Source organism: Paenibacillus sp. HW567 (genome assembly GCF_000374185.1).
In the GTDB taxonomy this organism is placed as follows: Bacteria; Bacillota; Bacilli; order Paenibacillales; family Paenibacillaceae; genus Paenibacillus_AQ.
On record NZ_KB910518.1, the window covers coordinates 2,709,352 to 2,722,422 of the forward strand.

The following is a 13,071-nucleotide window of genomic DNA, read 5'->3' on the forward strand; positions in this document are numbered from 1 at the left end:
CTATATCTCTTGCAATGTCTCCAATTTATAATATGAATATCATAACATAAGGAGATGTTAATGTGCGCAAGAAGTTTATCTATCAGCCGCCAGTCAATGGCTACCCGGAATGGAACAACAACCCTGAAATTTTTCAACTGAACCGTTTGGATGCGCATGCTTCCATGATTTCTTACACCACCATTAGTGAAGCCTTGCAAGGAGACAAAACCGCTTCCCCTAATTACCGCTCGCTGAACGGTACATGGAAATTTGCCTTCGCCGAAACTCCGGATCAGCGGATCAAGGACTTCTATACAGCAGACTATGACAGCAGCAACTGGGGCGAAATTCCTGTACCGTCCCATTGGCAATTCCACGGCCATGACTACCCTCAATATACGAATGTGCGGTATCCGTGGGCGGTATCCGAGCCGGATTTGAAGCCGCCTTTTGCGCCAACAGTGTATAATCCGGTAGGCTCCTATGTGCGAACCTTTACAGTGCCGGAAGCCTGGACGGGCCAGCCGGTCTACCTCAGCTTTCAGGGCGTAGAATCTGCCTTCTATGTATGGGTAAATGGAGAATTGGTCGGCTATGGCGAAGACACCTTTACCCCATCTGAATACGACATTACTCCATACCTCCAGGAAGGTGAGAATAAGCTGGCGGTTGAAGTCTACCGCTGGTGTGATGCAAGCTGGCTGGAGGATCAGGATTTCTGGCGGCTCAGCGGCATTTTCCGTGATGTCTATTTGTATACAGCCCCTTCCGTTCACATTGCCGATTTCTTCGTTCATACCGATCTGGATGAGCATTACGTTGATGCAGAACTCAATGTGGACCTGAAGGTGGAGAATTATTTTAACGCGGAGCTAAGTCCGTACACGCTTCAAATGCAGCTCTATGACGCTAATGGCGGGACTGTATGGACAGCACCGGTGTCCGGTGAAGTGTCTTTTCATGAGAGCGATGTCCTGAAGTTTAAATTGGGCGCGCCTGTTGCGAACCCGCTTAAATGGAGCGCCGAGAAGCCTAATCTATATACAATTGTCATTTCATTGCTGGATGAGCAGGGCCATTTACTGGAAGCGGTCAGCAGCAAGGTGGGATTCCGCACATTTGAAATCAAGGACGGCCTGATGAAGATTAACGGACAAAGAATTCTCTTCAAAGGCACGAACCGCCATGAATTCTCCTGCGAGACCGGCCGCGCCCTTGGCAAAGAGGATATGATCCGCGACATTGAGCTGATGAAAGCCCATAACATCAACGCGGTGCGTACCTCCCATTACCCGAACCAATCCATTTGGTATGAGCTGTGCGACCAGTATGGACTCTATGTTATTGACGAAACCAACCTGGAGACGCATGGCTCCTGGAAATATGGGCAAAAGGAACTGAATGAATTCAACGTTCCTGCAAGCAAGCCGGAATGGCGCGCCAATGTGCTGGACCGCTGCAACTCCATGATGCAAAGAGACAAGAACCATCCATCCGTCATTATCTGGTCGCTCGGCAATGAGTCCTTCGGCGGCGATAACTTTATCGCAATGCATGATATGCTGGAAGAGGCTGATCCAAGCCGGGTTATTCATTATGAAGGTATTTACCACTACCGGCCATCCGAAGCGGCAAGCGATATCGAATCCACGATGTATGTGAAGCCGGTTGACGTTGAAAAATATGCCCTGAATGAGCCCAAGAAGCCATATATCCTCTGCGAATACAGCCATGCGATGGGCAACTCCTGCGGCGGTCTGCATTTGTACACAGACCTGTTTGACAAATATGATATTCTTCAGGGCGGTTTCATTTGGGACTGGGTCGATCAGGCGATCCGCACCAAAACTGCTGAGGGAATCGAGTACTTGGCTTATGGCGGCGATTTTGGCGAAACTCCGCATGACGGCAATTTCAGCGGCAACGGCTTGCTGTTCGCCGACCGTGAAGTAACGCCTAAGCTGCTTGAGGTTAAGAAATGCTATCAGAATGTGAAAATAACGGCTGTTGATCTTCAAAAAGGCCTGTTTCAGATCCGTAACGGATTCTTGTTCACCAATATCGAAGAGTTCGAACTGAACTGGGAAATTGCCTTGAACGGTCAGTCTGGACAGCAGGGTGTTCTGCGTGTCTCTGCCCAGCCTGGGGAAACCGTCCAAATCACAGTTCCTTATGAATGGAGCTCCATTACCGGGGAGCAGGAAGCTGTTCTCACCCTGTCCTTCACCCAGCATGAGGCAACCTCTTGGTCGCAGCCAGATCATGAGATCGCCTGGGAACAGTTTGTATTGACACCTTACACCGGAAGAAGCGCTTCCGGTGCCGCTGGAAATGGACTGCACGTAACCGAACAAGAGCAGGCAGTCACCATTCAAGGCGATCAATTCGCGCTGGCATTCAGCACCGCAACCGGAGACTTATTCTCCTATACATCTTCCGGCAAGGAACGTCTGCTTGCCCCTGTAAGACCTAACTTCTGGAGAGCGGTAACGGACAATGATCTGGGCAATGGTCTGGACAAACGTTGTGCAGTCTGGAAAGAAGCTTCCTACAATAGAACACTCACGGGCTTCTCCTACTCCAGCGGCGACAATCTCTGCGTTGTAACGGTCAACTACCTGCTGGCAACAAGTCCTGCTTCCACATTGCGTCTGCGCTATGAGATCACCCCGGACGGAACTGTGGAAATCACTCAGGAATTGAACCCCGGAAGCACCGGACTGCCGGAAATTCCTGAGTTCGGGCTGGTATTCTTGCTGGATGAACAGCTCGATACCGTATCCTGGTACGGCAATGGGCCGCATGAGAACTATTGGGACCGCAAGACCGGCGCCAAACTGGGACGTTATACCGGCAAGGTGAGTGAGCAGTTCATTAATTATCTCCGTCCTCAGGAATGCGGCAACAAAACCGATGTACGGTTTGCTTCCCTCACGGAGAGTGCAACCGGCAACGGATTTCATCTGGAGAGCACCTTGCCTATGGAAGTCAACGTGCTTCCTTGGACGCCGGAAGAGCTGGAAGCAAGCGATCATCCGTATAAGCTGCCGGTTTCCACCAAGAGTGTGCTAAGAGTCAACTACAAACAAATGGGAGTCGGCGGAGACGATAGCTGGGGCGCACCAACGCATGATCAGTTCACCCTACCGGCTAACCGGCCTTATACTTTCCGGTTTACCTTGTCCATTCTTTAATTTAAAAGGCGCGATCACCGGCATGAAGCTGGAGGTCGCGCCTTTTTCTCACTGAAACGGATACCGTCCTTATACGGACGGCTGCCGTTACCGCCATCCAAGATACTTCCCTGCTTCCCTGAAGCTGCCGATCATTCCCGCCCCCACCGCTGCGCATAATGCTGCGCCGACCGCAGCTTCTTCCGTAGCTGTGCTCAACAGCAGCGGCAGCCCGAACCTTTCCTCTACCTTCCTGCAGAGCACCGGATTTGCGCGCAGCGCGTTGCCGGAGCCGATTAACCGTGTCCAGGGCTTCGCAGATTCCGCAGCGCAAAGGCTTCTATAAAAAGCATACAATTCATCGACCATACCTTGAAGAAAAGCATGGGTCAGCATACCGGGTGTGAAATTGCCGGGCGTAATTCCCTCGATACTGCCCTGATTTTCGGGATTTAGCCGTGTTCCCAGGAACTGCGGCTTCACCGTTAGACCGCTTGAGGAGGTCCCGTTCTGTAAAAGTGTGTCCATTAACGGGTATAACTTCCCCTGGGTTTCCCCGGTATAAGCTTCAATAATTTGCCGGAAGAATTGTTCCAGCAGCGCATAGGATTTCCCGCCGCTAAGGGCTGCGCCGACGAGCAGGTTACCGCCGCCGGGATAAGGCCGCGCTTCGAGCTCTCCGGCATAGCTGTGTAAATCAGCCATCAGCACGGATATTTGGCTTCCCGTTCCGATGTTAAGCAGGATTGCCTCCTCAGGAAACGGCACACTGCCAAGAAAGCTGGCCTGGTTGTCACCAATAGAAGTATAGACTGCAAGTCCGTCACTGGTAAGGCCAGCCGGTGTCCCTGACGGGACAACCTGAGGCAGCATGTCAGGGTGTATTCCCGCTTTTGCAAGGGCCGGCTTGTCAAAATCACCGGCAGCGAAGCCATAACAGCCTAACCCCGCCGCTTGAGTTGCATCCATAAGGGGCGTTGTCCTTCCGGCGAGCCGCATCGCCGCATAATCAGCAATAGTGCACATGCTGACCGCTTCATGAGGGACAAGGTTTTGCTGCATGTTATAGAAATGCGTTGCCAATCCGTAACCGGGGGCGACGGCATATCCCGTTGCTTCGCTTAGCTTCTGCGCATAGGTATGAGAGCTATCATTGTCATAAGACAACCCTCCTCTGCCATCCTGCCAGGTAAACAGCGGACTCACATGCTTGCCCGTTTGGTCTGTATACACAATGCCGTGCATTTGTCCGGTAAGTCCAATTCCCGCAACCTCAGGCTCCCGGATGAACAGTTGCTCAAGCACATTTTCCACCGATTGTATAATAACCTCCGGGTCTTGCAGGCGTTCCCATTCCCCTTGACTGCCGGGCAGGTTAGCCAAATTGGATTCTGTAATGACATGCAGTACACAACGCTGCTCCAAATCGTATACCAGACCCGAAATGGAGGTCGTCCCAATATCTATCCCAATCATTTTCATAAGCTTCCCTCCCGTTTACTTCTAAGCATTATACGTGAATTTCAGCCAAGTAAAAAGGGTACAACAGCAGCCCTGAATGGCGCTATGTACCCTTTGGCTTTTTAAAACCGTCCTTTTAAGGACGGAGAAGCCGTTTCTGCCTGGATTAACTTAATCCGGTTAATTCTTAATGAATGTCCAGTCATCCACCTTAACCCAATTGCCGGCATTTGCGACACTGTAGACACCGATCTGGGCAGAGCCATTCGTCACATTGATATTGGGAATAGTCACTTGTGTCCAACTGCCTATGGCAGTGTTGATGGCTGCATTCTTTTCCGTCCCGCCATAGTTCTTCACAAAGATCTGGGCGGTCGATTGTCCGCCGCTGCTTTGAACCCATACTTTTAACGTATACGTGCCGTTAGGTATATTAGTCAGATTCTGATACCGGCTGGCGCTGTAGGCTGCCGTTCCCGATTGCTGTGCAGACCATCTTCCAGTATGCCCGCCGAGCACATTGCTGTTCGGGTCCGTTGCCGCATTTGTCCAATTCGTCCAGCCCGCCAGCGCAGTCTGTGCTACCCGGTCCGCTTCATAGCTCGGGTTAAGCGCATAATTGTTACCGCTTCCAACACTCCACGTGCCCGCAGCCGCATCAAGATTGAATTCGCTCAAGGAGTTGAGTGTTGGAACGGTTCCGTTAAAGGTAATCGGCATCCACTGATTGTACCCGATCCCATTTCCGGCAAAATCACTCCAGCGGTCGCCTCCAAACAGGACGGTGGTGCCGGAGGTTCCCTGCACGCTGACAAACAGCCCGGTTTGTGTGACATGCGAGAAATCCGCATCCGTATTATTCATTACCGCTTCAGCGGAATACGGGCCGAGAATATTGGTGGCGGTAATGTAGTACGTATGGGATGAATTCCAGCCGTGCAAATCGGAGGAAGCCAAATAATAAACCCCATTGTACTTGAACATGGCGTTGCCTTCCCGCCCGCCCGAGCTGCTGTTGAACACATTGACAGCCGGTTCGACATTCAGATAATCCGAGGCGCGCAGCGGCGATACATACAGATGGCTTCGCCCTTGCGTGTTGCTGAAGACCAGGTAAGGCTTGCCGTCGTCGTCGATGAATATCGACTGATCCCCCGACATATTGTTCACTACATTGGTAATGGAGGACTGCACATGATCAAATACAAAGGTCCCTGTAGGACTGCTGCTTGTTGCAAAAGCGATGCCCGATCCGGCAGACCCGACATATTGGGTAATGAGCACATATTTCTTGGTATTGCTGTTGTAGACTACACCCAGCCTGCCCACCCAATCGGTATCCCAGGTTGAACCATCGGAAGCCGAATTAATAACATTTCCTTCATACTTCCAATGGACCAAATCCGTAGAAGAATAGCAAGTCACTGCATTAAAGCTGGAATCATTGTTTTTGGAGACGGGATTGTTGTAATAGGTCACCGCCCCGTTATACTTGACGCCATACCAATAATAAGTGCTGCCTACCTTCAATATGCCGCCGCCCTGCGAATAGATAGGATTGTTAGAGGTATCCTTCCAGAACACATCATTTGTGAGTTTTTCGCTTGAAGCACTTGCGCTGACTGCCCCAAAGAGCAGTACGGCAGACAGAAACAGCAGAAAGCTGTGAAGAAGGCGATGCTTTTTAACAAAAGCTTTCATTGTCGACTTCCTTTCCACTTAGAGATATTGGCAGTTTCATCTTGCTTTCCCGGCAATGCAGTCCTCCTTCCCCTCTATAATTGCGCAGCGATTTATACTATAACGTGTTCACTTTAAATAGTAAGGGTGCAAACTTACGATTTACTTTGAATAGTAACGTTTTGTGATGTATTCATAAATATTCCATATCCAATCAAGCCTCCAAGGGTGTTAAGGATAAGATCATCCACATCGAAGGTTCCCATTGAAAAGATTACTTGAGCGCTTTCCAAGGCTAAGGTTAAGGCAAAGGAATAGAGGAGTGCTCTGACAAAGCTTCTTTTCACCGTTAATCGTATGAATATCCCATGGGGAACAAAAAGTGCGATATTCCCCACCAGATTGATAAATTCATGCGGATCGGACAGCCTTTTCAGATTCCCTGTGATGGATACAAAAGGAATGAAATTGGCAAATATCAACCGTCGCTGAAGGATCTCAGGATTTGCAAATATCTCTTGCAGTTGAAGCCACATATATCCTAAATGGTCCCCCGAGCCTAGCTTGAACAGGATGATCTTGATCAGCAGGTACAGATACACGACATAGAGCAGAATGACGAGACTTCGACTCAGCCGCTTCATATCTTCCACGTACTCAACAGGACCGTGACAATAACGCCGTCGCTGTTGTTTCCAGAAATCTCATATGGATGGCCTGCCGGGATCTGAATGCTCGTATTCTTGGAAACGGGGGCGTACAATACCAGATATTTTCGGTTATCGACAGTAATCTGTACGCTCTGCTGCTGCTTCAGATACTCCAGATATTCTTCCAGAACCATATTCTTGTCCTTCATAATTTGGCTGTGGGGCAGGCCGGCATAGCGGAAATGCCAGGCTTCATACTTAATGCCGGTAATTGCTGTCTTGTCCTCCGGATATCTTAAAATAAATCCATAGCTCCAGGCGTTAGCCTTGAGCCAGTCTCCTTCAGGCGCTTTCCCGATTTCACCAAGGGTAGAACCAATATCCAGCGACAACCCTGAGTTATGCTCGCTGTATCCCGCAGGCAGCGCGTAATCGGCGCCTTTCTCCCGGTACAGTACCTCCTGCTCTTCAGAATCCCTGTAGCCGCTGCTGATCCGAAAATGGGTAACCCCCTCCTTCGCCGCAGCCTCCGTCAACCGTGCAAACTGCTCCGTCACGGATTGTGACAATCGTATCGAATGATCAAGCAGGCTAAATCCGCTAGTCAGCTCTTCATGCTGAGATAACTTGATGATGTCTGAGGCAGTGCCTTTCTTGTGGATAGGATAATCTTTATTGACCAGTATCAGATTACCCTCGTAAATTTGTTCTTTATCAATATGTATCGTTTTCTCGCTGCCTTCAGTCTCTGATTGCACAGCAACTGTCTTTGAATCCGGCCGGTATTTAACAGACGACTCTTCCTTCTGATAGAATCTAAACCCGACGACGAGCAGTACTATGCATAAAAAAAGCCACTTCTTCACAATAAGCATCTCCCTTTAGTGTGTCTTCAGCTAGACTAATGGGAAATGTTTAAGTTCAAAGTGGGCTAAAAATAAAGTTTTTCTTAAATTGATAAAAGTTGAACTTTAGATTTACATACTAGGGTCTGGTCGTAACTGCGGGGAATGTTTGGACTTCCGGTTTTATGATTTTTTTAGTCATCTTATTTAGTTTCTACTTGATTTTCAGGAGCGAAGCGGCAAACGCACTTCAAAGATCGTCCGGGTCACACTGCTCTCGGCGGATATCGTCCCCCCGTGCCCCTCCACGATATTTTTGGCGATGAACAGGCCGAGGCCGGTACTGCCGCCATTGGAGCTTCGTGCCCGGTCGCCTGTGTAGAACATGTCAAAGAGGTAAGGCAGCTCCTCCGGCGGGATGAAATGCCCGTAATTAACCATCTGAACAACCGCTGCACCGGAATCAGCCTCCAGCCTGCAATGTATATCCACATATTGCCCGTCCTTGCCGTATCTCACAGCATTGCTCAAAAGATTCTCAAAGACACGGGCAAGCAGCTCCCCGTCTGCCGGAACCGTCAGATGCGGATCAATGTACAGCCGGGTGACCAGCTTGCTCTGTTCCAAAAGCGGAAACAGCTCCTCATTCAATTGGAGCAACAGCTCACTTAAGTCAATCGGCTCCTTATTCACGGTCAGCTTCCCGTAATTCATTCTGGTGATCTCGAACAGCTCTTCGATCAGCTTCTCAAGCCGCTGCGATTTGGCATAGGCAATGGTTGTATAATGTTGGGCCTGCTCAGCCGTCAAATCCTCAGATTTCAGAATAAAATCCAGATATCCCAGAACAGAGGTCAGCGGGGTCCGGATATCATGCGCCAGGTTCAGCACCAGTTGATCCTTGCTGCTCTCAGCAAAATCGCCTCTTTCCAAAGCTTTTTGCAGTTGTTCGCTGGCCCGGTTAATATCTTCGGCAATGAGCTGGAACTCATCATGGGAGGTAATTTCAACCCGCGAGTCAAAGTCGCCGTTGGCTAGCTTATGTATTCCCCCGGAAATCCGCTCAAAATAATCTGCGTAGCGCTTGGTCAGCAGGAAGAAAAAAATAATCGCGAGCGGTATAAACAGGATCAAAAAGAAATTCAAATCCCCTACCTGATTTATGAAAAGTCTTAGACGGGCCAAATCATCCTCCGCAAAGACCTTCTCATGATAATACCGCTGCAAGCCTTTATAGACCAAATAAGTGAGGAAACCTGAGATGAGCATGCTAAGTCCGAACAGCATCAGCATACTGGTGCGAAAGCTGCGCCTTTGTCTAGTCATTGAACGTATACCCTACTCCCCATACGGTTTTTATAAATTTCTTCGGGTCTTCGCCCAGCTTCTTGCGGAGTGTGCGAATGTGGACCATTACCGTATTTCCGCTGTCATAATACGATTCGCCCCAGATCTGCATAAAGATATTCTCTGCGCTGAACACCTTATTCGGATGGCCTGCAAGCAGATGCAAAATATCAAATTCCTTCGGTGTCAGATCTATCGTCTGATCATATATCGTAACTGTGCGCTTTTCCGGGTCGATGGTTAACCCGCGGATTTGCAGCATAGACGGGGAATCCGCGGGCGACGGGTTCAACACTATGAAGCGGCGCAGTTGGGCCTTGACCCGTGCAACCAATTCCATCGGGTTAAACGGCTTGGTCATATAGTCATCTGCTCCGATGACAAGTCCCGTGATTTTATCCAGATCCGAGGCCTTCGCGCTCAAAAAAATAATCGGCATCCGGTATTTCTCACGGATTTGACGAGTGACCTCAAGGCCATCCAGCTTGGGCATCATCACATCCAGTATCGCCAAATCCACCGGCTGGGATTGGACCGCCTGAATGGCTGCGCTCCCGTCGGCGGCTATGATCGTGTGATACCCTTCTTTTTCCAGATGCATCGCAATCAGCTCGGCGATTTCAGTCTCATCATCCGCAATCAAGATCGTAATCGGCTTCATTCTCGTACAGCCTCCTGTGTCAGATAAGCACAATTATACTATAAATGTAAGCCCGAGGTGCCCAATGAAGCAGAAAAAGCCCGTTCCCCTATGTTTTGCGGGAACGGGCTTTGCTTCGATCTGCTTCAGTCTGCTGTGCGCAGGTCCTGAATTCTAACGTTGTTGCTGAATAAACTGGAGTCACTGCTAAGCTTAAAGGAAGGATAGTGTTCATCCGCCTCCAGCCTCATCCGCTCATCGAATAAGGATTCCTGCTGGCGGTCACAGAGAAAGGTGAAGGGCTCTCTCTGAATCACAATGTCAGTATTGTTCGGTTCGCTCACAATCTGGATGACAAGCACGCCATTGCAGCCGCAGCCTTCCGTGTCATAGAACAGCTTAAGGTAACCGGATTGCTCCGCCAGATGCTCTTCCAAACGTTTCGAAGCGAGTGTGTCTAATTGAATGTACATATCAAGTTCTCTCCTTTGCTAGCAGGGCTATCTCGAATGAATTACGGGCACAAGTATAATCCGGTTATGGAGTGCCCCCCTGTGACTGCAATCACTTTTATTATGACAGTCAGCCAACTCTATTGCCAATGCCTAACCGATCTGGGAGCGTGCCGCTTGCTCCAACGCCATGAACGAGCACAAACGATGCAATCGCAAGAACTGGTCGTGCGAGGATCTCTATATTGACCGTCTGAACCGGGATACTCCGTTGCGGGTGGCGCAGACCTGCTGCATCTGCTTTTCAGCCCCACGAACAGAATTATCTTTTGATCGGAAGAGTCTACTACCCGTTTGCAACGGACTGAGCCGCTCTTATTTCTACTGGAAGCCATTTTTTTGGGCAAGTGAACGGACTCCAGAGCTCTTATAGGCGAATATTTAACCCAAATACACCTGCTGAAGAGGAGATAAGGGCTTTACGGTCCGCAAAGATCAGGAGAATGGATACGACGACGAACCCCTCTCTTTCCGGGCCACAAAGACTCTGTCCTAAGACACAGATTTAGAGCTGATGCTGTATGGTATTTTTTCTGGATTAAGCCATGAGACATCATCTCCCATCTCACTTATTGCTAGAGTCCCCCGGTCTTAAGATATTATTAATAATTAGCTTAAGCTCTTCTTATGTTTTCGTTTCTATACTTGGTCTAGCAAGGAAAGGGGGCCAAGACGAGGATGCACTTAATTCTCGACATACTGTAATCCATTATTCATGAAAGGAGAGTTACAAATTACAATGAAAAAAATGATCCAGTTCATTCTCGCTGCCGTTCTGCTCGTTCCATCGACTGTTGCAGCAGCAGATCCAGAAAAGAATGCTTCCCCTGTCAACCTCAACAAGGCCGAAATTGAAGCATTCGCGAAAACTTTTTTTCAGCAAAAAGAAATAAAAGACCAGCTTGCAGGTGCTGTTCTCGTCGTCGTAAAAAACGGGCAAGTCCTGCTCAATGAAGGCTATGGCTATGCGGATATCGGCTCCCACAAACCGTTCGACCCTGATAATACCGTCTTCCGCGTGGCATCCGTATCCAAACTGTTTACTGCTGTGGGGATTATGCAGTTGGCTGAAAGCGGAAAACTGGACCTGGACAAGGACGTTCAAGCCTATGTACCAGATGTTCAAATTCCGAATAAAACCGGAGCGCCGCTCACTTTGAAACATCTTATGACTCACACGGGCGGCTTCGACGCAGGTGCTTCAGAAGATCCTCAAAAAACATATTCGCTAAGAGACTACATCAAGGCGACCGTACCGACCGTCATCACAACGCCTGGCGAACTGTACAGCTACAATAATTACGGCTATGATTTGCAAGGGTACATTATCGAAAAGGTGGCCGGTCTTCCATTTGAAGAGTATATGAAGAAGAACCTGTTTGCGCCTCTCGGCATGAACAACAGTGATTATATCTTCACCGATAAAGTCAAGAAAGCGATCGCCACTCCCTATGACAGCTCGCTTAAGCAGGCCCAGCAAATCGTCAATGTACCGGTTAACCAGCCGGCCGGCGGTATGTTTTCCACTGGAACCGATATGTCCAAGTTTCTTCTGGCCATGCTGAACGATAACCCGGCAAGTGACCATCGTATTCTGACCGAGGCTTCTATACGAGCGATGGAACATAATAGCGTTACCATTCACCCTAAAGTCCCAGGGGCCGGCTACGGTTTGGAATCTAACTATACCCAATATTACAACGGATACAATGTCGTAGAGAAGGGCGGCGATTTGCCCGGATTCCATTCGAACATATGGCTGTTGCCTGATGAGAAGACAGGGGTCTTTCTCGTTTCGAACAGCGACAAAGGCAATTTGCGCCCGCCTTTCTTCGAGCAATTCATGAATCGTTACTTCCCGAACAAGGGACAAGGCCCGGCTTTTGTGCAACCGGAACCGACCAAGCAGCAGTTGCTTCGCTTTGAGGGAAAATACCGCGATGCGCGCAGTCCGGCCTGGAGCTATGATATTTCGGCCGTGGACGGCGCATTGATGGTCAAGGCCCCTTCGGGTAATCATACTCTGCGGCAAGCGGACGATTTGCTTTTCTATGACGAAGAGGGCGTTGCCGCAGGATTTAGAACGGACGCCAGTGGCAACATCCTTTACTTTGCATACAACAAGCCTGGCAGTTGGTCGGTGAAGTCCCCCGAGCTGCCCAAATTCCAAGACGTACCCGAGGATCATCCTTATGCCCAATACATTTATGAGCTTGCTCAATCGGGAGCCATCCAAGGAGGTCCAGGCCATTTTGAGCCGGGCAAGCCGATCACCCGCGGCCAATTTGTAGCTATGCTCGTCCATTTATCCACTTATCCGCTTTCTCAGAAGCCCTCTTCTTTTGGTGACACAAAAGGAAATCCATACGAGGCATATATCCAGTCGGCATACGAAATTGGCATTGTTAGCGGATATACAAACGGAACGTTCAATCCTGACCAGCCGATCACTCGTGAAGAAGCGGCAACCCTTGTCTGGCGATTGGTCAAAATTGTCCTGAGCGCGGCCCCGGTGCAATCGGACTTGAAAGGCCCGTACTCTTCTTGGGCATCTGAAGGTCTGCAGTTTGTCGCCGGAAAGCGGTTGTTCGGTCCCGATGTACAGACGTCTTCAACAGGTCCGGTAGACTATCGGCCCAAAGATATCATGCTCAAGCAAGAAGCCGCGGCATTGCTCAGCCAGCTCCTGAAGTCAATTCGATAAATTGAGAGGTAACTGACTTTTATATTCGGACGGATCGGTCGCTTGGGTACCGATCCGTCTTTTTGTATAAAGATTAG

9 protein-coding genes are annotated in these 13,071 nt (G+C 49.5%); 2 read left to right on the forward strand and 7 right to left on the reverse strand.

Annotated elements, in window-relative coordinates; translation table 11 throughout:
• The first annotated feature begins 62 nt into the window (after positions 1 to 62).
• A complete protein-coding gene (locus B212_RS0112315) occupies positions 63 to 3,176 on the forward strand; it encodes a glycoside hydrolase family 2 TIM barrel-domain containing protein (RefSeq protein WP_019911098.1) in 3,114 nt (1,037 codons plus the stop codon).
• Between the two features lie 87 nt (positions 3,177 to 3,263).
• Here the strand turns inward: B212_RS0112315 and B212_RS31370 are convergent, their stop codons facing one another.
• The 7 genes from B212_RS31370 to B212_RS0112350 form a co-directional block, all read right to left on the reverse strand.
• On the reverse strand, positions 3,264 to 4,637 hold the full coding sequence (locus B212_RS31370) for a sedoheptulokinase (RefSeq protein WP_019911099.1): 1,374 nt from the start codon (positions 4,635 to 4,637) through the stop codon (positions 3,264 to 3,266).
• A gap of 159 nt (positions 4,638 to 4,796) precedes the next feature.
• On the reverse strand, positions 4,797 to 6,317 hold the full coding sequence (locus B212_RS0112325) for a family 43 glycosylhydrolase (protein WP_019911100.1): 1,521 nt from the start codon (positions 6,315 to 6,317) through the stop codon (positions 4,797 to 4,799).
• 134 nt (positions 6,318 to 6,451) lie between these two features.
• Positions 6,452 to 6,940 (reverse strand): VanZ family protein, encoded by a 489-nt coding sequence (locus B212_RS0112330; RefSeq protein ID WP_019911101.1) that lies wholly within the window; start codon positions 6,938 to 6,940, stop codon positions 6,452 to 6,454.
• Positions 6,937 to 7,812 (reverse strand): D-Ala-D-Ala carboxypeptidase VanY, encoded by an 876-nt coding sequence (locus B212_RS0112335; RefSeq protein WP_019911102.1) that lies wholly within the window; start codon positions 7,810 to 7,812, stop codon positions 6,937 to 6,939. The genes B212_RS0112330 and B212_RS0112335 overlap by 4 nt, the downstream gene beginning before the upstream one ends.
• Positions 7,813 to 8,016: 204 nt before the next feature.
• A complete protein-coding gene (locus B212_RS0112340; RefSeq protein ID WP_028530784.1) occupies positions 8,017 to 9,117 on the reverse strand; it encodes a sensor histidine kinase in 1,101 nt (366 codons plus the stop codon).
• Complete coding sequence (locus B212_RS0112345; protein ID WP_019911104.1) at positions 9,110 to 9,799, reverse strand: response regulator transcription factor; 690 nt, start codon at positions 9,797 to 9,799, stop codon at positions 9,110 to 9,112. The genes B212_RS0112340 and B212_RS0112345 overlap by 8 nt, the downstream gene beginning before the upstream one ends.
• Positions 9,800 to 9,924: 125 nt before the next feature.
• The gene (locus B212_RS0112350) at positions 9,925 to 10,251 is read right to left on the reverse strand and encodes an iron-sulfur cluster biosynthesis family protein (RefSeq protein WP_019911105.1); all 327 of its coding nucleotides are present in this window, start codon (positions 10,249 to 10,251) and stop codon (positions 9,925 to 9,927) included.
• A gap of 778 nt (positions 10,252 to 11,029) precedes the next feature.
• Between B212_RS0112350 and B212_RS0112355 the strand changes: the two genes are divergently transcribed.
• A complete protein-coding gene (locus B212_RS0112355) occupies positions 11,030 to 12,994 on the forward strand; it encodes a serine hydrolase (RefSeq protein ID WP_019911106.1) in 1,965 nt (654 codons plus the stop codon).
• The last annotated feature ends 77 nt before the right edge of the window (positions 12,995 to 13,071 follow it).